Source organism: Methanobacterium sp. (assembly GCF_016217785.1).
Taxonomy (GTDB): domain Archaea; phylum Methanobacteriota; class Methanobacteria; order Methanobacteriales; family Methanobacteriaceae; genus Methanobacterium.
Genome location: NZ_JACRGA010000008.1, coordinates 82,770 through 105,786 on the forward strand (window position 1 = coordinate 82,770; position 23,017 = coordinate 105,786).

General features: G+C 41.1%; 25 protein-coding genes. 21 read left to right on the forward strand and 4 right to left on the reverse strand.

Annotation, left to right across the window (positions count from 1 at the left end; translation table 11 throughout):
- Nucleotides 1-80: 80 nt before the first annotated feature.
- Together HY987_RS04080 and HY987_RS04085 are read left to right on the forward strand one after the other, a co-directional pair.
- Entirely contained in the window at nt 81-827 is a 747-nt protein-coding gene (locus tag HY987_RS04080; RefSeq protein WP_292755945.1) for a tRNA(His) guanylyltransferase Thg1 family protein, read from the forward strand.
- Nucleotides 828-1,039: 212 nt separating this feature from the next.
- Nucleotides 1,040-1,483, forward strand: coding sequence for a Mov34/MPN/PAD-1 family protein (locus HY987_RS04085; protein ID WP_292755946.1), 444 nt, complete (start codon nt 1,040-1,042; stop codon nt 1,481-1,483).
- A gap of 216 nt (nt 1,484-1,699) precedes the next feature.
- On the opposite strand, the gene serA is transcribed toward HY987_RS04085, so the two are convergent.
- Entirely contained in the window at nt 1,700-3,271 is a 1,572-nt protein-coding gene (serA, locus tag HY987_RS04090; protein ID WP_292755947.1) for a phosphoglycerate dehydrogenase, read from the reverse strand.
- Between the two features lie 460 nt (nt 3,272-3,731).
- Here serA and HY987_RS04095 point away from each other — a divergent pair, with 460 nt between their 5' ends.
- Entirely contained in the window at nt 3,732-4,073 is a 342-nt protein-coding gene (locus HY987_RS04095) for a heavy metal-binding domain-containing protein (RefSeq protein ID WP_292755948.1), read from the forward strand.
- 63 nt (nt 4,074-4,136) lie between these two features.
- Nucleotides 4,137-4,886 (forward strand): hypothetical protein, encoded by a 750-nt coding sequence (locus HY987_RS04100; RefSeq protein WP_292755949.1) that lies wholly within the window; start codon nt 4,137-4,139, stop codon nt 4,884-4,886.
- A gap of 59 nt (nt 4,887-4,945) precedes the next feature.
- On the opposite strand, the gene HY987_RS04105 is transcribed toward HY987_RS04100, so the two are convergent.
- Nucleotides 4,946-5,902, reverse strand: coding sequence for a transcriptional regulator (locus tag HY987_RS04105; protein ID WP_292755950.1), 957 nt, complete (start codon nt 5,900-5,902; stop codon nt 4,946-4,948).
- 27 nt (nt 5,903-5,929) lie between these two features.
- Here HY987_RS04105 and HY987_RS04110 point away from each other — a divergent pair, with 27 nt between their 5' ends.
- The 15 genes from HY987_RS04110 (at nt 5,930) to HY987_RS04180 (ending at nt 21,003) form a co-directional block, all read left to right on the forward strand.
- The gene (locus HY987_RS04110) at nt 5,930-7,225 is read left to right on the forward strand and encodes a tRNA(Ile)(2)-agmatinylcytidine synthase (RefSeq protein ID WP_292755951.1); all 1,296 of its coding nucleotides are present in this window, start codon (nt 5,930-5,932) and stop codon (nt 7,223-7,225) included.
- A gap of 166 nt (nt 7,226-7,391) precedes the next feature.
- Nucleotides 7,392-8,732, forward strand: a complete 1,341-nt coding sequence (locus HY987_RS04115) for an MmgE/PrpD family protein (RefSeq protein ID WP_292755952.1) — start codon at nt 7,392-7,394, stop codon at nt 8,730-8,732.
- A gap of 214 nt (nt 8,733-8,946) precedes the next feature.
- Nucleotides 8,947-9,849: a peptidase gene (locus tag HY987_RS04120; RefSeq protein WP_292755953.1), complete on the forward strand. Its 903-nt coding sequence runs from the start codon at nt 8,947-8,949 to the stop codon at nt 9,847-9,849.
- Nucleotides 9,850-10,010: 161 nt separating this feature from the next.
- The gene (locus HY987_RS04125) at nt 10,011-10,877 is read left to right on the forward strand and encodes a fumarate hydratase (protein ID WP_292755954.1); all 867 of its coding nucleotides are present in this window, start codon (nt 10,011-10,013) and stop codon (nt 10,875-10,877) included.
- 5 nt (nt 10,878-10,882) lie between these two features.
- Nucleotides 10,883-11,746 (forward strand): citryl-CoA lyase, encoded by an 864-nt coding sequence (locus HY987_RS04130; RefSeq protein ID WP_292755955.1) that lies wholly within the window; start codon nt 10,883-10,885, stop codon nt 11,744-11,746.
- 99 nt (nt 11,747-11,845) lie between these two features.
- Nucleotides 11,846-12,160: a V-type ATP synthase subunit H gene (locus tag HY987_RS04135; RefSeq protein WP_292755956.1), complete on the forward strand. Its 315-nt coding sequence runs from the start codon at nt 11,846-11,848 to the stop codon at nt 12,158-12,160.
- Between the two features lie 10 nt (nt 12,161-12,170).
- Complete coding sequence (locus HY987_RS04140) at nt 12,171-14,183, forward strand: V-type ATP synthase subunit I (RefSeq protein WP_292755957.1); 2,013 nt, start codon at nt 12,171-12,173, stop codon at nt 14,181-14,183.
- Between the two features lies 1 nt (nt 14,184).
- A complete protein-coding gene (locus tag HY987_RS04145; RefSeq protein WP_048072398.1) occupies nt 14,185-14,667 on the forward strand; it encodes an ATP synthase subunit K in 483 nt (160 codons plus the stop codon).
- A gap of 5 nt (nt 14,668-14,672) precedes the next feature.
- Nucleotides 14,673-15,296 (forward strand): V-type proton ATPase subunit E, encoded by a 624-nt coding sequence (locus HY987_RS04150; protein ID WP_292755975.1) that lies wholly within the window; start codon nt 14,673-14,675, stop codon nt 15,294-15,296.
- A gap of 12 nt (nt 15,297-15,308) precedes the next feature.
- Complete coding sequence (locus tag HY987_RS04155; RefSeq protein WP_292755958.1) at nt 15,309-16,466, forward strand: V-type ATP synthase subunit C; 1,158 nt, start codon at nt 15,309-15,311, stop codon at nt 16,464-16,466.
- Nucleotides 16,463-16,780, forward strand: coding sequence for a V-type ATP synthase subunit F (locus tag HY987_RS04160; RefSeq protein ID WP_292755959.1), 318 nt, complete (start codon nt 16,463-16,465; stop codon nt 16,778-16,780). The genes HY987_RS04155 and HY987_RS04160 overlap by 4 nt, the downstream gene beginning before the upstream one ends.
- Nucleotides 16,777-18,531 (forward strand): ATP synthase subunit A, encoded by a 1,755-nt coding sequence (locus tag HY987_RS04165; RefSeq protein ID WP_292755960.1) that lies wholly within the window; start codon nt 16,777-16,779, stop codon nt 18,529-18,531. Before HY987_RS04160 ends, HY987_RS04165 begins: the two co-directional genes overlap by 4 nt.
- A gap of 2 nt (nt 18,532-18,533) precedes the next feature.
- Entirely contained in the window at nt 18,534-19,925 is a 1,392-nt protein-coding gene (locus tag HY987_RS04170; protein WP_292755961.1) for an ATP synthase subunit B, read from the forward strand.
- 41 nt (nt 19,926-19,966) lie between these two features.
- Nucleotides 19,967-20,620 (forward strand): V-type ATP synthase subunit D, encoded by a 654-nt coding sequence (locus tag HY987_RS04175; RefSeq protein WP_292755962.1) that lies wholly within the window; start codon nt 19,967-19,969, stop codon nt 20,618-20,620.
- Entirely contained in the window at nt 20,620-21,003 is a 384-nt protein-coding gene (locus tag HY987_RS04180) for a DUF22 domain-containing protein (protein WP_292755963.1), read from the forward strand. The genes HY987_RS04175 and HY987_RS04180 overlap by 1 nt, the downstream gene beginning before the upstream one ends.
- Nucleotides 21,004-21,252: 249 nt before the next feature.
- On the opposite strand, the gene HY987_RS04185 is transcribed toward HY987_RS04180, so the two are convergent.
- Nucleotides 21,253-21,663, reverse strand: coding sequence for a hypothetical protein (locus tag HY987_RS04185; RefSeq protein WP_292755964.1), 411 nt, complete (start codon nt 21,661-21,663; stop codon nt 21,253-21,255).
- Nucleotides 21,664-21,766: 103 nt separating this feature from the next.
- A complete protein-coding gene (locus HY987_RS04190; RefSeq protein WP_292755965.1) occupies nt 21,767-22,102 on the reverse strand; it encodes a hypothetical protein in 336 nt (111 codons plus the stop codon).
- On the opposite strand from HY987_RS04190, the gene HY987_RS04195 reads away from it, so the two are divergent.
- On the forward strand, nt 22,095-22,637 hold the full coding sequence (locus tag HY987_RS04195; protein WP_367146875.1) for a DUF61 family protein: 543 nt from the start codon (nt 22,095-22,097) through the stop codon (nt 22,635-22,637). The two genes, HY987_RS04190 and HY987_RS04195, sit on opposite strands and share 8 nt — an antisense overlap.
- Before the next feature lie 104 nt (nt 22,638-22,741).
- Entirely contained in the window at nt 22,742-22,939 is a 198-nt protein-coding gene (locus tag HY987_RS04200; protein ID WP_292755966.1) for a hypothetical protein, read from the forward strand.
- The last annotated feature ends 78 nt before the right edge of the window (nt 22,940-23,017 follow it).

The following is a 23,017-nucleotide window of genomic DNA, read 5'->3' on the forward strand; positions in this document are numbered from 1 at the left end:
GATTAATATATGATATAAAAGTTCATATAGAAATCCAATGATTATAAATTTTTTAACAAAATACAATCTCCGTTGATTATATGAAAGAATGTGAAATATTTTCGAGTTTAAAGGTTCCCTGTACTTCAAATACTGTGGTCAGACTTGATGGCAGGAATTTCTCACAGTTATCCCGTAAACTGGAGTTTGAAAAACCATACGACCCGGAATTTGTTAGGATCATTGCTGAAGCAGCTTGTCTGCTTTTCCAGGAGTTCAGTCCCCTATTTATATATACCTTTTCCGATGAAATCAGCCTGCTTTTGGGAGAGATACCATTTGCAGGGAGAGTTGAGAAAATAGATTCAGTTATGGCCAGTTTTTTAAGCGGAGCGTTTACCCGGAAGATCATGGAACAGGAGAAATTCAAGGGAAAAATTACCAGAACAAATCCCATCTCCTTTGATTCAAGGGTGATCCCCCTGTCTCGTGAGGGAGTAATGGAGTACTTCCAGTGGAGGCAGCTGGAATCCTGGAGAAACTGTCTGAACGGATATTCTTACTGGACTTTACGGGAGGATCATTCTAAGGAAGAGGCAATGGAAATCCTCCATAAAAAGAAGAGCAGTCAGTTGCATGATCTGCTTTTTAAGAAGGGCATTAAACTGGCTGAGATGCCAGCCTGGCAGAGAAGAGGGGTGGGGATCTACAAAAAAATGGTCAAAATTGAGGGTTTAAACCCACTGACCCAGAAAAAAGTCACATCCAATCGGAAGAAGATATTCATTGATTGGGAACTTTCACTCTTTGATGAGGAGTTCTTCCGGGTGAATTCACTGTTAAAATGAATTGAACTATTCAAAAACAATTGATCAAAACAAATAAATTCTTTTATCTTTTTATAATAGATTAAACTCCTTTATAAGGTATTAAACTCAGATTATAATATCTGATAAGAAGAAATGTATTCCTACTTACGTATTCAATCAAACTTACCAATGTATTCAATTAAAACTTTATTAAACTAAAGCTTTGAAAAAGTTTGAAAAAATGATCCATTATGACTGAAAAAGAAACTTGGATGGACAAGATTATAGGGCATGTCCTTGGAAATAAAGATAAAAATTTTCATGAAATCCTTATTGACCGGGAAGTTACAGATGAAATAATCCAGATAGCCCGAAAAGCTCATCCTTTTGAATTTGTAGCCATGTTGGAGGGGAAAATTAAAGATGAAACCTTAACCATAGATGGCCTGGTTTTTTCAGCTGGTGAAACATCCCATCAAGGTGCGGTGATAAATACTTTTATGATACCCATATCCACTGGTACCGTTGGCTCAGTGCACAGTCATCCCGGCCCCAGTGCAACTCCCTCAACTGCAGATTTACAAATGTTCGCTAAAAATGGGTTTTTTCATTTAATAATCGCAGAACCTTACATGGAAGAGAGTATGATTGGATATAACTCATTTGGCGAAATAACCAGTTATAAAATAATTTAAATTTCAAAATTAGTTCATAATATTTCTCATTTAATAAAAGAATTTAGTTTAACAAAAAATCAACACCTTTTTTTAATATTCTTGGATTTATTATGAATTAACAGAATTTTGATGTTCCTTTTAAAAAAAAGCCCCATACGATAAAATAAGGAAAGAAAAAAAGGTGTGAAAGGTTGAGAAAAAAGGTTTTGATCAACCTTTTTCTAAAAGGTTGGATTACAGGTTAACTGACACTGCATCGTAAACCTGATCCAGAGCCTTAATGGCATCTTCCACATCCCCTGAAACCTTCTGATCCACCTTAAGAACCATTACTGCTTCTCCCCCAGGGGCTTGTCTACCTACCTGCATTTTAGCAATGTTTATGTCATGTTCACCCAGTTTTGTTCCAATGGAACCTATAATGCCAGGTATGTCTTTGTAACGGACAATTAGCATGGTTCCTTCGGTTTCAACATCCACTTGGTAAGTGTTGATCATGACTATTTTTGGTTCCTTGTCAAAAACACCATCAACACTAACTTCATTATTATCCGCCCTCATTTTAATGCTTATCAGGTTCTTGTAACCCTTGGAATCACTTCTTTTACCTTCGGTAATGATTATTCCCCTATTTTTAGCAACTCCGGGGGCGTTTACCAGGTTAACTGGTTCGGTGAGTATGGGGTTCAGGACTTCCTGTAAGATCATCCGGGTTATTATGTCATGTTTTTGAATTTCAGCCAGTTCTCCACAGTAGGTGATATCCAGCTCAGTTATGTTACCTTTAGCCGTTTGAATCAGGAATTTACCCAGTTTCTCTGCCAGAGGGAAGAATGGTTTGATTAATTGAAAAGTTTCTTTATCCATCACTGGCATGTTAATAACATTTTTAGGGGATTCTCCCTGGAAAACCTTTTTAATCTCCCGGGCTACAATTATGGCAGCATCACGCTGAGCTTCGGAAGTTGAAGCAGCTATATGGGGGGTTAAAACCACATTGTCCAGTTCCAGAAGAGGATTTTCTTTTGGTGGCTCTTTTTCGTACACATCGAGGGCAGCGCCCCCTATTTCATCAGCTTTGAGTGCGTCATATAAATCTGCCTCTTTAATTATTCCGCCTCGGGCACAGTTAACAATGATGGCGTTCTCTTTCATTATCTTAAACTGTGGATTGGAGATGAGGTATTTGGTTTCTGGAGTTAGTGGTACGTGGATGGTGATTACATCAGCGTTTTTAAGGAGGGTTTCCAGATCAACTACTTCTACTCCCAGTTCTGCTGCGGCTTCTGGAGTGATGTAAGGGTCATAGACCATGACGTCCATGCCAAATGCCTTGGCCCGGATGACCACTTGGCTACCTATGCGGCCCATACCAACTATACCCAATGTTTTACCATTGAGTTCCATTCCCATGAATCGGCTTTTTTCCCATTTGCCATCTTTAACTGATTTATCAGCAATGGCTATCTTACGGGACATGGATAACACCAGTCCCATGGTGTGCTCAGCCACGGTTATGGAGGTGGATTCAGGTGCGTTGACAACCATTACTCCCTTTTCTGTGGCTGCTTCCACATCCACATTATCCACACCCACTCCGGCCCTGGCAATAATTTTAAGTGCAGGAGCGGCTTCAATAACTTCTCGAGTCACCTGGGTCCTGCTTCTTACTACAATGGCATCAAAATCTTTGATGTCACTTACCAGTTCTTCTGGAGTGATATCTGTACGCGCAACTACTTCTGCAACCTCTTCCAGCTCTTCAATTCCTTTCTGGTTTATCTGATCAGCGATAAGTACCTTCATATTATCCACGTTATCCATTTTTTATTACAAACTTATAATTATGCAATTTCAATTATCGTTCAATTATTTATTAGGTATGAATGTAGATTTAAATCTGTTGTGAATTCGCAAAAAGATTATACAAAATTTTTATAATATTTTCTATACTAAAAAAACCAATAATAATAAATATTTTTTAAATATTCACTATTTTAGTAAGAAGATTATAAATTTAGTTTATTATAAATGTTTTTTTAACTTTAAATGATTATAAAAATTATCAAAACAAGTATTAGTTAATTTAAACATATGCCCCTGGTTTTAAAGTGGATTTTAAAGATTTAAGCTTCTAAAGCGCATAAATATATATCTTAGAATCACTATGATTTATACAATGAACTTTTGAAATGTTCCTTGAATTGAAATTTCTGGAACCGATTTTCTTAAACTCGAAATTGTGATGTGTTAGGAGGTTTAGATCATGGTCTCAGTGGATGAATATGTTATTGTGAGCTCGAATTACATACCAGGATATGAGATTACAGAAACTAAAGGTTTTGTGTACGGCCTTACAGTTCGCAGCAGAGGTGTTGGAGGGCAGATAGGTGCCGGGATACGCTCCATGTTTGGAGGAGAAATTAAGGAGTACGTGAGTATGATGGAGGAAACCAGGGATGAAGCCATGACCCGAGCCATTGATCATGCTAAAGCCATGGGGGCCAATGCCATAATCAGCGCACGTTATGATTCCAACGATATTTCTGATGTGATGCAGGAGATCCTGGTTTTCGGAACCGCAGTTGTGGCCCACAAAGTTGAATAGAACAACCCCTACTTGCAAACCATAATAAAACCCCTGCAAAAAATTAAAATAAAACAGATTTAAATGTTAGAAGGTTACCTTGAAATAGATGGAAAGAAGATTCCCCGTACTTTACTGGGGACATCTCCTTTTATTGGAGCATCTCACTTCGGCCACCGGGCCCGACTGTACCTCCTGGATCTCTACCGGAACCCAGAGGCAATGGCCAGAGTTATGGCTAGATCTTACCAGATGGGAGTGCGGGGAATCCAACTGATACCCCACCCACCAGTGATAGAAGCACTGCAAATAGCACGTGATAACGGTTTTTCCATGGATATCATAGCCACCATCCGCCCCGAATCAGAAGATGAGGATATATCCATATTATCTGATCTGGATGCCAAAGCCATGCTGATTGACCCGGTGATTACCGACCAGACAGATTGGGACTTAATAGGAGAAAAGCTGGATATCATCAGAGATACCGGATCTGTGCCGGGCCTGATAACCCAATTCCCATTCAACACCACCCGAAAACTACTGGATTCACCTGTGCTAAATGATTTCAAGCTTTACATGGTCCCCCTTAACCGTCTGGGATATTTAATGGACTGTGATACCTACGGTCCTGATGAAAGAGCCCAATTCAGAGAAATGATCCTGAAAATGGATAAGACCATTATTGCCATGCACGTGCTTGCTGCGGGAATAATGACACCAGATGATGCCTTTGATTATCTTAAAACAGCAGATTACATAGATATGGTAACTCTGGGAATAGCTTCCGAGAAAGAGGCAGATGAATCTTTTTCTAAGCTGTTTAAACGTTGATTATCCCACTAATATCTAAAATTAAATATTAATGTCTAAAATTAATAATATTGTAATAGTTAATTACATTCCCGTCTTTCTGCCAGCATCTTTAAAAATTCAGCAGGGTTTTTCATTTCACCAATTTCCCAACTGTGAACCACTGGTACTCCATCGATACATTCAGTATCCTTCTTATTTTCCAGTATAAAGACTGCATCAGTGCCAATAACATCAGAAAGATCCTTCAGATTGGTGGCCATCTTGTTTAGCACTTTCTGATTTCTATTTTTTTCAAGATCGGTCAGTAGTGGTTCTGCCTTTTTGGAAGTTGCTTCAGCCTGGGCCAGTGCATCGAAAGGGGTTCGGTTGGTGTTGATAACTCCAAAACCCAGATCAACCAGTTCTCGGGGTTCGCCTTTTTTAACTTCTGCAGCATCTTCATCCTCAGGAACCGCAAATAAGTTAACTGAAAGAGTGATCCTCATGTCAAGGATGCTTTCCAGTAAAAATGCGGTGTCGGGTTGTGCCCGTACCCTGCCGGTCTCATATTTATAGATAGTTTCCCTGGACACATGAGCTCTATCAGCCAGATCTTTCAGTGACAGGTTCTGCTGCTCCCTCATCTGTTTAATAACCTGACCATCAATCTGAACGTAATATCCACCCCGATCAGCAAATATCTCCGGATAAATTTCTTCCACCACTATATTTCGCAGAGTTGAAGGTGCAATCACTGGTATTCCATGGCGTTCATATACCACGTCTTCTTCCAAAGCCTCATTCTTAGATTTAAGGCCGATTAAGAGGGGTGAAGCAAAGAATGTGCGCGCTACTCTTTTTATTTCATGAGCGTGGGCTGCGCTGAACCCATCCACGTTAACCAGTACTTTCATTAAAAGTAGAAGTAGTTCCCTTCGGGCCACCAGATCAAAACAACTTCGATCATATATATTAGAAGTGTCAAAACCATGCTTGGATAAAAGCTCGTTGATCTCAATAATTACATGATCTCTATGTAAGGGCATGTTCGACATGAAAAAAACACCCCGGTGATATTTGATATGAATAATGTTGATATGAATTCTGATTTGTATAATATCTATGTAGGTATGGATGACACAGACTCTGTTAGTGGAATGTGCACCACATATATATGTTGTGTGATAATGGACCGACTTAAAGCTTGTGGTTTTAGAGTTGATGGTCCGCCACGTCTGATACGCCTTAATCCATTCGCACCCCATAAAACCAGGGGAAACGGAGCAGTATCATTCAAACTAGTTTTAAAATCAAAAAAAGAAGTTAAAACGGCCAAGAATCTTATTCTGAAGATGGTGGAAGAACTGGCAGTAATGGAAGACCCTAAAACCAATCCAGGAATGGTATTTTATGAAGGTGAAATAACTCCCGAACTTCAGGATTATGCGTGGAGAACCATTAGAACTATTGTAACCCAAGAAGAAGCCGAGAAGTTAGCAGAGAAGGTAGGGGCAGAGATATTCAAGTTCAAAAAGGGAAGGGGAATAATTGGATCCCTGGCAGCCATTGGCTGCCCCCTGACTGATGCAACCTATGAATTACTGGCCTACCGCGACCCTGCAAATTACGGTACTAAAAGGAGGGTTGACCCAGAATCTGTCCTGGAAATGGACCGAAAAACATACCCTGCTACATTTGACAACATAGACGATGGTTACATGGCTATAACACCACATACCCCCTGCCCTGTTCTTTACGGGATTAGAGGGGAAACCCGGGCTGCAGTGGAGGAAGCCCACAAACTGGTGAAGGTATCTGAACCAGTGGAATCCTTCAGGGTGTTTTTAACCAACCAACACACGGATATGCACCTGCAAAAAGTAGATGCCATTTCCCAGATGAACCAGTTCCAGTGCTACATCGTCCGGGGGACTGTTAAAAGTCCGCCTGTGGTTATTGAAGGTGGACACGTTATTTTCACCCTGGAAGATGAATCAGGAGAGGTTGAATGTGCGGCATATGAACCTACCAAAGGGTTCCGTGATGTGGTTCGTCATCTGGCCCCGGGAGACCAATTGGTGGTCTACGGTGGAATTGGAAATAAGGGAACCCTCAATGTGGAAAAGATCAAAATCACAGATCTATCCACTTTATATGAATATCTGAATCCCCTCTGTGAATGTGGGAAGCGTATGAAATCTGCAGGTAAAAATAAAGGATATAAATGTCCCCGGTGCGGTAGTAAGATACGTGGAGCCCCCCCAGAATATGGAGAAATTAAAAAAAGAAGGGAAGTTGAAAGGAAGATAAAAAAAGGTTTTTATGAGGTTCCACCCTCTGCACGGAGACATTTGAGTAAACCATTAGTTAGAAATTGATACTCCCATTAATAGGATACTAAATTAAGGGATATATATGAAAAAACCCTTAAAATAATGTAAATTAATGAAAATAAAATATTGTCAGTAACTATTAACCATCGAAAATTTCATATAACCAATAATAATCAATTTACAGTTTATAACCAATTTACAGACTAAAAAAATGATTACCAGAGACCTTGCAGAATTCATTGCTTCTGCCAGTTACCAGGACCTTCCAGAAAAAGTGGTAGACCAGGCCAAGCTTTGCTTCCTTGATTTTTTAGGGGTTTCCCTTAAAGGGTGCCGTAGTGAAAGCGCAGGAATTGTGAGAGAGATCATCAGTGCCGGAGGCGATTCCACTGTCATCGGCGGAGATACTGCCACCCCCATGGATGCGGCGCTAGTCAACGGGGTTTCTGCCCATTGTCTGGATTTAGATGATGGTCATCGTCTGGCCCAGCTTCACCCTGGTGCCTGTATAATTCCTGCAGCACTAGCTTTATCCGAATCCTGTGAAAAATCCGGAGAAAAATTCATTACTGCCATGGTGGTAGGATATCAGGTTTCTATCCAGATGGGGATGTTTTTAAATCCAGGTCACCGCCAGAAAGGTTTCCACAGCACAGGTACCTGTGGTACTCTGGGAGCTGCAGCTGCAGCATCAAAAATAATAGATCTGGATGAAAAAGAAATATTAAATGCACTGGGACTGGCCGGGACCCAGGCAGCAGGGTTATTGGAGTCGGATCATTCAGGCAGCATGGCAAAACACCTCCACGCAGGGAAAGCCGCCCAATCTGGGGTTTTATCCGCATTACTGGCAAAGAAGGGCTTCACTGGAGCCCACACCATTATCGAGGGAAAAGAAGGACTATTCCAGACCATGGGCGATTTAAAAGAAGAAACAAATCTTCTTCAGAAATCTGGCTCTGGAAAGTACTCTCCTGAAGAATTTGAAATCCTCAGGGTTTATTTCAAAAAATATCCTGTCTGCAGGCATTTACACTCCTCACTGGATGTTACCATTAATCTTATGAAAAATAAAAATATTAAAATCGCTGATATTCAGGATATAACTGTCAAAACCTATGAAATTGCAGCGCGCCATAATGAGTACCATCCCCAAACTGTAGAAGGAATCCGGCAGAGTTTGCCAGTGAGTTTGGCCCTGGCTGTTATGAGAGGAAATTTGAATAGTGAAGATATGGAACGTGTCAACCCTGATGATGGAACTAGTGAAGTTTCCAGGAAAATCCAGATTAAATGTGATAAAAATTTGAACCATCTTTACCCTCAAAAAAGGCCATCAAAGGTAACCATAAAAACCACAGACCGCATTTACACCGAAAGAATTGATCTGGCTAAAGGAGAACCTGAAAATCCATTCACCAAGGATGAACTCTTAAATAAATTCAGCAACCTTAATCCGCAAGTGGATGTGAATATTTTAAAAACTCTGGATGACTTGGAATATATACACATAAACGAATTAATGAGTACCCTTAATCAGGGGTTTAAATAATATTCTGCAATCATACCATACCGTAATCCTTATGATTACTGTAATAATTGGGTATAAAATTATTGAGTGGAGATAATGAAAGTAAATAATGAAATATTTGTTGAAATGGAGATATTTAATGAAATATTTGAAGATATCAACTTTATGATAATAATTTGAAGAAAATTAACCATTATGATGTTAAGAAAATAATGTAGAGAAGAGGTGTTATGATATGGACACTCATAACTTTTTGAATAAGATTGGAATCATTAAACCAGCTGATAATTTACCAGATTCAACGAAAAGGTTTCCAGATGGTGCCCAGTATCGTTTTGAAGTTCCTGGGATCCAGAAACCCGGAGCTCTGGAGGGTCTTCTGGAAGCTCTGGACATGTACGAGATTATGGTGCACAGGGTGACCCAGACCAAGGGGATAATGCTCTTAACTGACAATGAAATCCTGGAAATGGCAGATCTAGCCCGTGATGCCCGGATGGAACTCTTTTTAAGTGTTGGTCCCCGCGCTCCCTATGACACCAGTGCCTCGGCCCGGACCAAGGAAGGTGCGCGGATAGGATACAGGCTCAGAGGTTACGATAACCTCACCTACGCCATTGAAGACGTTAAACGGGCTGTGGATCTTGGTGTGAGGGGAATAGTGGTCTACGATGAGGGTCTCCTGTGGGTTCTGGGTAAAATGCGCGAAGAAGGAGAATTGCCCACCAGTGTGCACTTCAAGGTTTCAGCCCACTGTGGTCATGGAAACCCTGCCTCTGCGCGTCTTGTGGAAACTATTGGGGCTGATTCATTTAACCCGGTGCGGGATCTGCAGATAGCAATGCTGGCTGCCATAAGACAATCCATTGACATCTCTCTGGATATTCACACCGAAAACCCCAAATCTTCGGGAGGTTTCATCAGACATTACGAAGCACCTGAAATTATTAAAAAAGCCTGTCCAGTGTATCTTAAAACAGGTGGAGCAGTTGCAGCCCATCATGGATACGATACCACCCGAAAAGAAGCAGGTGAAAGAGCAAGGCAGGTTTTGCTGGTCCAAAGCATGATCAACCGCTTTTATCCAGGAGCAGTTATATCCAAAAAAGGGGTCAAAGATATGGCCATACCCGAGTAGAAAATCAAAGGATAAATCCAGTTATATTTTATTATCCCCATCATTATCATATTCAAATTTAGATTTTTACTCAATTTCGAAATATTGATTCAATCAAATATTATTTAATAGCTCATAAAAAAATTCAAATCAAGAGATTAATCCCTGCTTAGGAGCCATTTATGTCCAAAAAAATCAAAGACTTGGTTAAAGATGCAGTGATAGAGGCCAGTACCACATTCAGAGATGACCAGATTCAAGCCTACCAAAGGGCAATTGAAAAGGAGGGAAATGATAATGCCCGCTGGGTTCTAAAGTTGCTCCTGGAAAATGAACAAATAGCCAGCAGTAATAAAGTTCCCCTGTGTGACGACACTGGAATTCCCCATGTACTCGTGGAATTAGGAATTAATACGCAGTTTTCTCCAGATTTATTTAACCAAATAAATGATGGTGTGGCTTTGGGTCTTAAAAAACTCCCTGGAAGACCAATGGCAGTTTCAGGGAATGATATAGAACGAATTGAACAGAGCAAAGGGCTTTTCAATGACCCCGGAAAAGTAATACCTCCATCTGTTTTGGTGGATACAATGGATGGAGATGGTCTTAAAATCCATGTGTTGATGTTAGGTGGCGGTCCAGAGATAAGGAGTCATACTTATCGTGTTTTTCACCAGCGGGATCATGGAAACCTTTTTAAGGAAGCGCTGACATGGATGAGATCAGAGATTCCTAAGTTGGGGTGCACACCATGCATCCCGGCACTGGGCATTGGGAGAACCCATTATGAGGCTTCAACACTGATGCTAAAGGCAATGGCCTACGGGAACCTCAATCATCAATCAAAAATTGAAAAAAAGATAACTGATTCCTTGAATCATACCAATGTTGGTGCCCTTGGTCTGGGGGGTTCAGTCACCGCCCTGGGGGCAATGGTGAAAGTAGGACCACAAAGGGCCAGTGGAGTTCGTATCGTTTGCATGCGTCCCTGTTGTTGTGTTGAACCAAGAAAATCATCTATTTATCTTTCACAAAATGCACTGGAGTGAGGAAAATGGCAATTGGAAGAGAGACTGTGGAAAATTTATTAAAGCTTACCAAGCCCAAATGGAGAACCTCCATTACCAAGGTGGAACCTAACCGCATAATCACCCGAGGATATCCCCAGGAAGATTTGATAGGAAACATTTCATTCCCTGAAATGGTTTATTTGCTTCTAAAAGGAGAACTCCCCCATGAAAAACAGGCAAAAATGTTAGAAGCTGTTTTAGTCTCATTCTGTGATCATGGAGTAACCCCTCCCAGCACCCAGGTTGCCAGGATTATGGCATCCACAGGGGCCCATATGAACACCTGCGTTTCAGGAGGACTTTCCTCATTTGGAAAACATCACGCAGGCGCTCTGGAACGTTCTATGTGCATGTTACAGGGATTGATCAAAAAAGGTATTGATTCGGAAGGACCTCCTGCATCAAGATCTGATTTAAAAGATGTTGCAATGCAAACAGTGGAACACTATCTGGAAAAAGGAAAAAAAATACCAGGATTTGGTCATCGTTTCCACCATGAAGATCCTAGACCCACAAAACTCATTAAAACCGCTAAAAAATATGGGTGTTTCGGAATCCACACCGAATTAGCCGTTTCCATTGAAAATCTACTCCTGGAAATGAAAGGCATCCGTATGAATATAGATGGTGCCAATTCCGGAATACTATCTGACATGGGTTTTGACTGGAAATTAGGGACGGGCATATTCATGATAGGAAGAGTTCCAGCCATTGTATCCCATATCCACGAAGAAAAATCCGCTGAAACTCCTTTTAGAAAGTTTGTTGAAGTTGATGACATCTATTATAATGGTTCAGAATCCAGAAATATTGATACAGATAGAGCAGAACTACATACTTCTAAATAAGTCTCATACTCTTTTTCATACTTCGAAAATTAAATAGCAAAAGATAAATATAAGCCTTAATAGATTTCCGTTTATCATGGTCATATTAGGGTGATTTAAATGACAACGATGTCGGAAGCGATTACAACGATAAAAAAGGCTGAAAGTGATGCCAATAAACTAATAGAGGACACAGAAGCCAAGTCTTCTGAAATGGTCCAAGAAGCCAAATCTAAATCAAAAGAAACCATAGAAAAGGCCAAAGAAGCGGCCAATAGTGATGCTGAAAAGATCACTTTTGAAGCCGAAACTAACGCCAAAAAGGAAGCATATCAAATAAACAATCAAACCACTGAAAAAGTAGAGATAACAAAAACAAAAGCTACCGGTATGGTTGATGAAGCTGCTGAAGTCATTGTAAAAAGCATATTATAGTGTGAGAACCATGTTCAAACCGGCAAGGATGAAAAAGCTCAGGATAATCACCCTGGACAAGTACGCTGATTCTGCAGTGAGTTCACTTCACGAAGAAGCTTTAGTCCAGATCGAGGATATATCCGAGCGCATACAACAGGACGCAGAATGGAGACAAATCTTAAAGCCCTCCAGCGCCTCTCCTTTTACCGGTAAAATTTCTTCCCTTTTGATGAAAACCTCAGGAACTGTTGATTTTCTAAAATCAATGGCCAAGAAAGAGAAGGGAATTTTACCCTTGGTTAAGGGTTTCATAAACCCACCACCCATTCTTAAAGTAGAAGTAGAAGCTCTGGATGTTGAAGAACTAATTCAAAAAGCCGAAAAAATCCTGGGAAAAGTTGAATCTCAAACTAAACCCAAGGAAGAAAAAATAAACCAGCTCGACTCTAGGAAAACTGAACTTGATAATGCCCTTAAAGTTGCTGGAAGTCTTTCGAATTTTGATGTTGATCTTGGTCTTCTGGAAGAATCTAATTATGTCTCTTTTATTGCGGGAAAAATATCCTCAGGATACTATGATGATTTCATTGGTAGTCTGAAGGATTTAACCGACGAAATTATAGTTTTTGACCAGGAAAGTGAATTGAAAGGATTTAAAATACTGGTCATCGTAACTGTGAAAAAACACACCGAAGAAGTTCTAAGTCAGTTGCGTAAGATGGAGTTTGAAAGATTTGAATTTTCAGGTCTTTCCGGTAAACCAGGGGATATAATCCAGAAATCAGAATCTGAACTGGAATCTATAGCCCTGGAAAAAGAATCTGTTTTAAATGATCTAGCAGACATATCTGCTGAATGGTTTGAAAAACTCAGAGCTCTTAAAGAAGAGTTAGAAATCGAAAAACAACGCAACGAAGTGTTTTCTTCCTTTGGTGAAACTGAAAAAACTGTTTTGTTTGAAGGATGGGTGCCCGAGAAAAAACTCAAAAAGACTCTTTTAACCATCGACACATCAACTGAAGGTCATTCCATTGTGGATGTTGCTGACCCTGATGTGGAAAAGGATGAAATCCCTGTTCAACTGGATAACCCCAAATTTGCCAAACCCTATGAAATGTTTGTGCACATGTATTCTCCCCCAAACTATCGGGAGATTGACCCCACTATCCTCATGGCAATCGTATTCCCATTTTTCTTCGGTTTCTGTCTCACAGAATCCGGTTATGGTATAGTCGATGCCCTTGTGGGTTACATTATATTCCGGGGACTGGGAAGAAACAGTAAAACCATGGCCAACCTTGGTCTGATTATGGTTGCCTGTGGAGTATGGGCTGTAATACTGGGACTGGTTACCAACAGTTTCATAGGAGACTTTATACCCCGGTTTATCTGGGGAGATCCAACTATGGCCATTCCAACCACCATTCCCTCCATAAACTCCTTCGCACACCCAGAAAACATCCTCATAGTCGCATTAGCTGTGGGTATTATACATTTAAACCTGGGTTTAGCAATTGGAGCATACAACAATATAGTCCGAGGAGACACTAAAGAAGCGTTAGGAGCTCAAATTGTGTGGTTTATCCTGGAAGCAGGTATTGTATTACTGGCATTAGGATACCTCTTATTTGGAGGAGGAATATTAATGTACGCCGGAATAGGCGTCTTAGTATTAAGCTTAATCATGCTGGTTTATTTCAACGGCCTGTTTGGAATTATGGATTTGTCCGGTTTCCTGGGAAATGTCTTATCATACGCCAGACTACTGGCACTGGCACTTTCCACCGGTGGGATCGCAATGACAGTGAATATATTAGCTGGAATTTGTGGTGAAATGATCCCTCTGATTGGAATAATAATCGCACCAATAGTATTTATTGGAGGACAGATCGCAAACCTTTCCTTCCAGACACTAGGTGCGTTCATAAATGCATTACGTTTGCATTACGTTGAGTTTTTCGCTCAGTTTTACATAGGCGGAAGTCAGAAATTCAAGGCTTTCCGTGCCAAAAGAAAGTTTACGAATATAGGAGGAAAATAACATGGTAGAAGTCGCTTTAGGAACAGCATTAGCAGCAATCGGCGCTGGATTAGCCGTCGGTTTCGCAGGATTAGGATCAGGTTTAGGTCAGGGAATAGCAGCAGCAGGAAGTGTGGGTGCTGTGGCAGAAGATGAAGATATGTTCGCTAGAGGTATTATCTTCACTGCACTGCCCGAAACTCAGGCTATTTACGGATTTCTAATTGCTATACTGCTTATGGTTTTCACAATTATGGCTAATAAAGCACTACCCGCATCATTAGGTCTGGTGGCAATAGGTGCAGGAGCCGCAATAGGATTCGCCGGTCTTGGTTCTGGTATGGGTCAGGGTATAACCGCATCCTCAGCAGTAGGAGCAGTAGTTGAAAACGAAGACATGTTTGCCAGAGGTATCATATTCACCGCCCTACCAGAAACCCAGGCTATTTACGGGTTCCTGATTGCTATACTCCTCATGGTATTCGGTGGAATTCTGGCAGGATGATAAAGATGAGCGCCGGGACAGATAAGATAGTCTCAAGTATAATGTCTGATGCCCAGATAAAAGCAGAATCCATATTAGCGGAAGCTGAAAAGGAAAATGAATCCATTCTCTCTGAAGGTGAAGCACAAGCAACAGCTGAAAAAGAGAAAATCTTAGAAAACGCCGAAAAACAGGCAAAAATGAGGTATCAGCAGATTATCTCAGAAGCTAAGATGAACTCTAGGAGAATGGAACTTGAGGCTCGAGAAGAAGTAATTGAAGAAGCATTCAAAAAAGCAGAAGAAAAGCTTAAGGAAATAGCTTCTTCAGATGCAGCTGAATACAAAGCATCTCTTGAAAAAGTAATCAAAGAAGCTGGTGCAGAAATTGGGGGAGGTGATCTCCTGGTCTTCGTTAAAGAAAGCGATGTGGCCAAAATAAAAGGTAACCTACCCACCATTGAAAAAAGTATCAGCAATCAAACAGGTAACCCTACTAAACTGGAGATGGGAACAAACATCAACACCATTGGCGGAGCTATTCTAAAAACCAAAAATGGTGATATAGAGGTTAACAACACCATCGAAGCAAGGATGTTAAGATTCAAAAAATCTCTAAGATCTGAAGTTGCCGGGATACTGTTCAAATAGGGGAGATTTCACATGGCAGAGGACATTACTTCATTAGTCACTGGACTGGGATTTCCCTCTATTGAATCTTTTTTAGCAGCAGTAATTCTAGTACTGGCCATCTTCGGAGCAATCGTAGTTATAGCAACCATCCGACCCGTTCTGAGCATGTTTCCATACACATATCCCAATGCACGTGTAAGGGCCAGAATAGGAAGGATATTCAATGAAAAACAGTTTCAGGAAATCATTGAGGCTGCGAACATTGAAGAAGTTAAAAACTACCTCCGAGGATTCCCAGATTACGCAAAATACATTGATCAGTACCCCCTGGAAAAGGCTCTGGACACCCAGCTTGCTGAAAACTACGATTTAGTAGCAAGGATAACCCCTGAAAACAGCAGAGATGCTTTCAAGTTTCTCCTGAAAAAATGGGACATAAAAAACATAAAAAGTATAATAATCGCTAAAGAAGCAGGGTTAAGTCACGAAGAAACCCTAGACCTAGTGGTTCCATTCGGTGATCTTGCCGATAAACTGGACACACTTATAGACGCTGACAATGTAAATGAAGTGTTAAGTGCCCTGGAAGGAACAGAATACACCCCTATCCTTGAAGATGCCATTCCCACTTACCAGGAAACAGGAATGATACTACCACTGGAAGCTTCCCTGGACAAGTATCTCCTGGAAAACCTTCTCAGAAGTGTAACCACCCCTGAAGATGACAACACATCCTATCTAAAGACTTATGTGGGAAACATCGTTGATGGAACCAACCTCAAAATCATCTTAAGGGCCAAAGTGGATGGATTAAAATTCGAGGATATCGAACCTTACATGATCAGTGACGGTTACCAGATACGAGAATGGAAACTTAAAGATCTCATGGAAGCAGAAGATGTTGCCGGTGTGGTAAGTGGTCTGGAAGGAACAGACTATGCTCCAATATTAGCAGAAGCCATGGCTACCTACAACGAAACAGGCTCCATTGACGCATTTGAAAGTGCACTGGATAATAATGTGACCGAAACCGCCAAAAAGATATCTTTAAAGAATCAGTTCGGAATCGGACCCATGATTGGATTTTTAAGCAGAAAGGAAAAGGAAATCAAAAACCTGAAAATCATTGTCCGTGGTAAACGCGAAGAAGGATTCACCCCTGCTATGATTAAGGAGATGTTAGTATGAGTTCAAAAATAGCAGTAATGGCAGATCCTGACACCGTCACCGGTTTCATGCTGGGAGGAATCAAGGATGGATTTCCAGTCAGCAATATGGACGAAGCAGGAGATAAACTGAAGGAACTAACCAAGGAGTACTCTATTATTATAACCACTGAAGAAATAGGCGATAATTTCAGAGAAATGATAGATAAGATAAGCAGTGAAAGTGCACTGCCTATGATAATTGAAATTCCAGATAAAAAAGGCTCAGTAGATCGGGAATCAGACCCAATCAGAGAGCTTATAAAACGAGTAATCGGGGTTGAGATGGTAGAATGACTCTCGAAGGAAAGATAATAAAGATAGCGGGTCCTGTTATAACCGCAGACGGTATGAGAGGGACCCAGATGCATGAGATGGTAAAAGTAGGTGAAGACAAGCTCATCGGTGAAATCATCGAACTTGAAGGCGACACCGCCACCATCCAGGTTTATGAAGAAACAGCCGGTATGAAACCCGGAGAAGTAGTAGAAAGTACAGGAGGCCCATTATCCGTGGAATTGGGACCTGGAATTATCGGTTCTATATTTGACGGTATACAGAGACCACTGGAAACCATTAAACTTGCTGTGGGAGATTACATTGAAAGGGGTGTGGATGTACCCTCACTACCTAAAGATAAAAAATGGACCTTCAAACCCATAGCCACAGCTGGCAGTGAAGTTAAAGGTGGAGACATTCTGGGTGAAGTGCAGGAAACCTCTGCAGTAGTCCAGAAAATAATGGTCCCCCCAAGAGTCAGCGGTACCCTTAAAAGTATCGTTGGTGAAGGCCAGTACACCGTGATAGATGATATCGCAGAAGTGGAAACTCCTAAAGGCCCAGTTAAAGTGCAGATGATGCAAAAATGGCCGGTCAGGGTTGGTCGACCTTACAAGGACAAGTTAGACCCAGACATACCACTGGTAACAGGTCAGAGGGCACAGGACACTTTCTTCCCTGTGGCTAAAGGTGGAACCGCAGCCATACCAGGACCATTCGGATCAGGTAAGACTGTTACCCAGCAGCAGCTGGCTAAATGGGCCGACGCAGACATCATCGTCTACGTAGGATGTGGTGAAAGGGGTAACGAGATGACTGAGGTTCTAAAAGAATTCCCAGAACTCGAAGACCCTAAAACCGGTAAACCATTAATGGACCGAACTGTACTTATTGCTAACACATCCAACATGCCAGTGGCAGCCAGGGAAGCCTGTGTGTACACCGGTATAACCATAGCAGAGTACTTCCGTGACCAGGGCTACGATGTGGCTCTAATGGCAGACTCCACCTCCAGGTGGGCAGAGGCCATGAGGGAAATCTCCGGACGACTGGAAGAAATGCCTGGTGAAGAAGGATACCCTGCATACTTGGCATCACGTCTAGCACAGTTTTATGAACGAGCAGGACGAGTTAACACCGTGGGAACTGAAAGCAAAGTCGCATCAGTAAGTGTAGTTGGTGCAGTATCACCACCTGGTGGGGACTTATCAGAACCTGTTACACAGAACACCCTGCGTATATGTAAAGTTTTCTGGGCACTGGACGCATCCCTAGCAGATAAACGTCACTTCCCATCCATAGACTGGCTACAGAGCTACTCATTATACGTGGACAGTGTGGAAGACTGGTGGGAAACCACTGTGGGCGCAGACTGGAGAGCAACCAGGGACGAAGCCATGGCCCTACTCCAGAAAGAATCCGAACTTCAGGAGATCGTGCAACTGGTAGGACCGGATGCACTGCCTGACCGGGAAAGGATCACTCTGGAAAGTACCCGTATGATACGGGAAGATTTCCTGCAACAGAACGCATACCACGAAGTGGACACTTACTGTTCCCCAACCAAACAATACCAACTACTCAAAACTATTATCATCTTCCAGGAACAGGCCACCGCCGCCTTGGAACGTGGAGCATCAGCAGCTGATCTAACTGATCTACCAGTCAAAGAAGAAATCGGAAGGATGAAGTTCATCCCAGAAGATGAATTTGACACACAGATCAAAGATATCCAGGATAAAATAGTTAAACAGACGAGTGAGGTGTGAAAATGAACGCCAATATCAAAACCAGAGAATATACCACAGTCAGAGAAGTGGCTGGTCCCCTCATGATTGTTGAAGGTGTTGAAGGTGTTGCCTACAATGAAATAGTGGACATAGAAACACCAAACGGTGACATGAGAAGAGGACAGGTTCTGGAAGTTAAAAGAGATGTTGCTGTAGTTCAGGTTTTCGAAGGAACCGACGACCTCAACACATCCACCACCAAAGTACGATTCACCGGAGAAACCGCTCGTATAGGAGTTTCACCGGACATGCTCGGACGAATATTCGGTGGTACTGGAAACCCCATTGATGGCGGACCAGAAATCATTCCTGAAAAGGAACTGGACATCAACGGAAGCCCTATGAACCCATCTGCCAGGGAGTTCCCCGCAGAATTCATCCAGACTGGTATATCCACCATCGACGGAATGAACACCCTGGTACGTGGACAGAAACTGCCAATCTTTTCTGGATCCGGTTTACCTCACAACGAGCTAGCCGCCCAGATCGCAAGACAGGCCAAGGTGTTAGCTGAAGAATCAGAGTTTGCAGTTATATTCGCAGCAATGGGTATCACCCACGAAGAAGCAAACTACTTCATGCGTGATTTCGAGAGAACCGGAGCCTTAGAACGTGTGACTGTGTTCATGAACCTGGCTGACGACCCAGCAATCGAAAGGATCATCACCCCACGTATGGCATTAACTACTGCTGAATACTTCGCCTTCGAACATGATATGCACGTACTGGTTATACTAACTGATATGACCAACTATGCAGAAGCTTTAAGAGAAATCTCAGCTGCTCGTGACGAAGTACCTGGACGTAGGGGTTACCCTGGTTACATGTACACTGACCTTTCCAGTCTTTATGAGAGGGCAGGACGTATAACTGGTAAAGAGGGTTCCATCACCCAGATGCCTATTCTGGTGATGCCTCAGGACGATATTACTCACCCTATTCCAGATTTAACCGGTTACATCACTGAAGGACAGATCGTTTTAAGCAGGGACTTACACCGTAAAGGTATTTACCCACCAGTAGATGTGTTACCATCACTATCACGACTTATGAGTGGTGGAATTGGTGAAGGGCAAACCCGTGAAGATCACAGCGGTGTGTCTGACCAGCTTTACTCAGCATACGCTGAAGGACGTGACCTGCGTGACCTGATGGCTGTGGTTGGTGAAGAAGCTCTTACCGAGCGTGACCGTAAATTCCTGGCCTTTGCCGATGGTTTTGAAGGTAAATTCATAACCCAGAGCAGGGACGAAGACAGGTCCATCCAGGAAACCCTGGACCTCGGTTGGGAGTTAATGAGCTTACTACCCGAAGCAGAGCTTAAGAGGGTACGGGCAGAACACATTCCCAAATACCACCCTGACCATAAATAACCCCCATCCTATTTTTTTAGGAGGGATAAAAGAGGGATAAAATGGCACAAGAAATGATAGAAGGCATCAATCCAACCCGGATGGAGCTTCTAAAACTAAAACAGCGTGAAAAACTCGCAGTCAAAGGGCACAGTCTCCTCAAAGAGAAACGAAATGCCCTGATAATGGAGTTTTTCAACATCCTGGAAAGGGTGAAAGGATCCCGGGATGAAGTTTCCGAGAAACTCCAGGAAGCCTACCAGGACTTAACAGCAGCCCAGGTAATGATGGGTGATCTGTCTGTTAAGAAAGCTGCCATGTCCGTCACTGAATCAGTTGATGTGGACATCGACTCCAGGAGTGTTATGGGAGTGGTGGTACCGGTAATAGAGTCCCAAATTTCCCAGAGGACCATTGTGGAACGTGGTTACGGATTCATGGACACCTCAGTTAAACTGGATGATGCTGCCAAAAAATTCGAGGAATCCATCCAGCTCATCATTGAACTGGGAGAAATCGAAAAGACCATCATGTTACTGGCTGGTGAGATTGAATCAACCAAAAGGCGTGTGAACGCCCTGGAACACATCATCATTCCCCGACTGGAGAACACCGTCAAGTACATTGAAATGCGTTTAGAAGAAATGGAAAGGGAGAACTTTGTACGCTTGAAGATGATCAAAAAGACCATGGAAGAAGCTGAGGAGGCCCTTTAATGGTTAGAATAATAACCCGACTGGACCAGGTTAAAAAAGAGCAAAAAAAACATGCCAAACCCGCCATTGACTTCGAGATAGGTAATGTCTCCGGAAAAGTCAGGGCAATAATTGCCGCTGAAGAGAAGGAATTCAAGGCAGGGGAAACCAAACCCATCCAGATCAAAAAGATCGACATCAATGCTAACCATATCTGCTTCATCAGCGCCTACGGTACCAACAAGTACGGACACACCATGGCAGTTGGTGAAGAAACCTACCTCCCCATAAGCATGGAACGAACAGCAGACCATGCACTTTTTGCAGCTGCACTGGACTACCAAGTGGAAAAAGATGATTTATTAGGTATTCTAATACTTCTACCCGTGGAACTGAACTTTTAATCCTTAGTTTGCAAGAGAAGTAAATAGCACCTTAAAATTATCTCATATTTTTTTTTATTATTTTTATTTTAAAAGCCTATTTCTAAAACAGAATAATTATAATTTAAATAATTATTTAAGTTTAAACCTTAAAAAGAGCTTAGTGATATTTTTAAAATTTAAATATAAAATATAAGGTTTAAGTTTTTAATTTGTTAATGGAAATATTGAAAAATAAATTAAATATAATTAACCCCTAAAAAGGATCTTTTAAACTCCAAACAATTTCTTTTTAATATAACTATTAAGTGGTTCTTTGGCATCATCAATCTGGATTAATAGATCATCTATTATATACTTAACATCATAATAAGATTCAAGGGCCTCATTACGTTGTTTTTCCAGTTTCTTCAGTTCTTTGACCTTTGATTTTCCCCTAACCTTCGAAACAATGCCCGGTGATCTGCCTCCAGCATAATCTCTATTGATCTTCCGTTTCCTTTCTAAAAAATCAATTTCCATGTTTTTGATGTCCTTCCGGATGCTTTTTTTAAGTTCCTTTAAGATCATCTCTCTTTCATTGAGTTCAGCTAAAATCCGTCTGGAATCAGCAATAGAATCAGCTTCCAGGTCAATAGTGGAGATTTCATCAATAGCGATATGGTAATCTTTTATTCTCATCTAATGGTACCTTTAAAATGAATTTCTCTGCAAGGTGGGAGTAGCATAAGGGTTAAATCCACTAGTATCTTAATTTAAGAGTTAAATCCACTAGTATCTTAATTTAAAGATTTATATTCACCAGTATCTTAAAAAGATTATCTTCAACTTCACATCGGGTTTCCAGGTCATCATGTTCTTTTTCCATTTCCCGAAGCTTGTAAAGCACATTGGTGAGGGAGTAAGTATTGAAGACACCGGTCTCATTATCGGGTTTTGATGAAATGAGAAGTATCAGAACATGTTCACCCTCCACCATCACGTTGTAGTTAATGCCATTTATGTAGATGGTGTCAGATAAGCGAAGTAAGAGTTTAATATGTTTAATGGGAAGTCCACTTTTGCTGATAATATCTTTGATCTTATCATTTTCCCGGCACTGTTCAATATCGATGTCCATCCATATCACATCCATCCATCAAAGTTTCAATGAGTCCAATAATACTGCAACAATTTCTCAACAATTCTACTACCTACAAACAATCCTACTAAATATTATATTCCACCCAGATATATTCTTAACTATGGAAAGAGGAGATGGAAACCGGGATGATAGGCTCTTAAAAAAGCAGATAATGGTATTAAACCGTCATCTTCCCCGGAAGAGAAAAACCTTAAAGGAGCTTTTAGGGGAGGAAAAACCCCATGTGCTGGGTACAGACGGATCCCGTCATCGTTTTAAGAAAAATGAACTTTATAAAATCGCATCATTAATTCCAGAAGAATCATGGGGGAGATTAAAATTACCACTGTATATTGAAATAAGTTCCCAAATGAGCGGGTCTCGTATAAAAGGAGAGCAAGAATGCAGAATAGTTTGCCAGATTCTAAAGAAGGAAGATTGTGGTGAGGAAATCTATATTTACAGAGGGGACATAAAGTTAGTTAGGAGAGAGTTACCCACCACTTCACAGTACATATTTCTGGTCAGGTGATGTTGGAACTTAAATTTAATAATAATAACTGATTTAATTGAAACTAACCATAAAAATTTGAATTTGATTAAACAATAAAACAAATTAAAGGGATGAATTTAAGCATGGGATTCAGAAATATATGGAAAAAATTGAAATCATTCAATTTAGACTTTTTATACGATTTTGATTGGGAAGAAATAAAGAAAGACCCGGATAAAATGGCCAAAGTATCCATGTTAGTTTTTGGTGCCGAAATTATGGTTACAGTTCTCATTGTAATCGGAACAATCATCTTCATCCTAGCAGTTGTATTTAGATGATTTAGGTGGATAAAAAAAATTTTAATAAATCTAATCTATTTTTAGTTACAATCTAAACGAAATATTTCAAATTAATTT

What these genes read in the sequence shown, in the direction of transcription:
- HY987_RS04100 (WP_292755949.1), top strand. Translation starts at nt 4,137, where the DNA reads ATGTTAGAAGGTTACCTTGAAATAGATGGAAAGAAGATTCCCCGTACT.
- HY987_RS04145 (WP_048072398.1), top strand. Translation starts at nt 14,185, where the DNA reads ATGGTAGAAGTCGCTTTAGGAACAGCATTAGCAGCAATCGGCGCTGGA.
- HY987_RS04115 (WP_292755952.1), top strand. Translation starts at nt 7,392, where the DNA reads ATGATTACCAGAGACCTTGCAGAATTCATTGCTTCTGCCAGTTACCAG.
- HY987_RS04085 (WP_292755946.1), top strand. Translation starts at nt 1,040, where the DNA reads ATGACTGAAAAAGAAACTTGGATGGACAAGATTATAGGGCATGTCCTT.
- HY987_RS04105 (WP_292755950.1), bottom strand. Translation starts at nt 5,902, where the DNA reads ATGTCGAACATGCCCTTACATAGAGATCATGTAATTATTGAGATCAAC.
- HY987_RS04175 (WP_292755962.1), top strand. Translation starts at nt 19,967, where the DNA reads ATGGCACAAGAAATGATAGAAGGCATCAATCCAACCCGGATGGAGCTT.
- HY987_RS04195 (WP_367146875.1), top strand. Translation starts at nt 22,095, where the DNA reads ATGTCCATCCATATCACATCCATCCATCAAAGTTTCAATGAGTCCAAT.
- HY987_RS04135 (WP_292755956.1), top strand. Translation starts at nt 11,846, where the DNA reads ATGACAACGATGTCGGAAGCGATTACAACGATAAAAAAGGCTGAAAGT.
- HY987_RS04125 (WP_292755954.1), top strand. Translation starts at nt 10,011, where the DNA reads ATGTCCAAAAAAATCAAAGACTTGGTTAAAGATGCAGTGATAGAGGCC.
- HY987_RS04080 (WP_292755945.1), top strand. Translation starts at nt 81, where the DNA reads ATGAAAGAATGTGAAATATTTTCGAGTTTAAAGGTTCCCTGTACTTCA.
- HY987_RS04095 (WP_292755948.1), top strand. Translation starts at nt 3,732, where the DNA reads ATGGTCTCAGTGGATGAATATGTTATTGTGAGCTCGAATTACATACCA.
- HY987_RS04110 (WP_292755951.1), top strand. Translation starts at nt 5,930, where the DNA reads ATGAATAATGTTGATATGAATTCTGATTTGTATAATATCTATGTAGGT.
- HY987_RS04185 (WP_292755964.1), bottom strand. Translation starts at nt 21,663, where the DNA reads ATGAGAATAAAAGATTACCATATCGCTATTGATGAAATCTCCACTATT.
- HY987_RS04120 (WP_292755953.1), top strand. Translation starts at nt 8,947, where the DNA reads ATGGACACTCATAACTTTTTGAATAAGATTGGAATCATTAAACCAGCT.
- HY987_RS04190 (WP_292755965.1), bottom strand. Translation starts at nt 22,102, where the DNA reads ATGGACATCGATATTGAACAGTGCCGGGAAAATGATAAGATCAAAGAT.
- HY987_RS04140 (WP_292755957.1), top strand. Translation starts at nt 12,171, where the DNA reads ATGTTCAAACCGGCAAGGATGAAAAAGCTCAGGATAATCACCCTGGAC.
- HY987_RS04160 (WP_292755959.1), top strand. Translation starts at nt 16,463, where the DNA reads ATGAGTTCAAAAATAGCAGTAATGGCAGATCCTGACACCGTCACCGGT.
- HY987_RS04155 (WP_292755958.1), top strand. Translation starts at nt 15,309, where the DNA reads ATGGCAGAGGACATTACTTCATTAGTCACTGGACTGGGATTTCCCTCT.
- HY987_RS04180 (WP_292755963.1), top strand. Translation starts at nt 20,620, where the DNA reads ATGGTTAGAATAATAACCCGACTGGACCAGGTTAAAAAAGAGCAAAAA.
- HY987_RS04165 (WP_292755960.1), top strand. Translation starts at nt 16,777, where the DNA reads ATGACTCTCGAAGGAAAGATAATAAAGATAGCGGGTCCTGTTATAACC.
- HY987_RS04170 (WP_292755961.1), top strand. Translation starts at nt 18,534, where the DNA reads ATGAACGCCAATATCAAAACCAGAGAATATACCACAGTCAGAGAAGTG.
- HY987_RS04150 (WP_292755975.1), top strand. Translation starts at nt 14,673, where the DNA reads ATGAGCGCCGGGACAGATAAGATAGTCTCAAGTATAATGTCTGATGCC.
- serA (WP_292755947.1), bottom strand. Translation starts at nt 3,271, where the DNA reads ATGAAGGTACTTATCGCTGATCAGATAAACCAGAAAGGAATTGAAGAG.
- HY987_RS04130 (WP_292755955.1), top strand. Translation starts at nt 10,883, where the DNA reads ATGGCAATTGGAAGAGAGACTGTGGAAAATTTATTAAAGCTTACCAAG.
- HY987_RS04200 (WP_292755966.1), top strand. Translation starts at nt 22,742, where the DNA reads ATGGGATTCAGAAATATATGGAAAAAATTGAAATCATTCAATTTAGAC.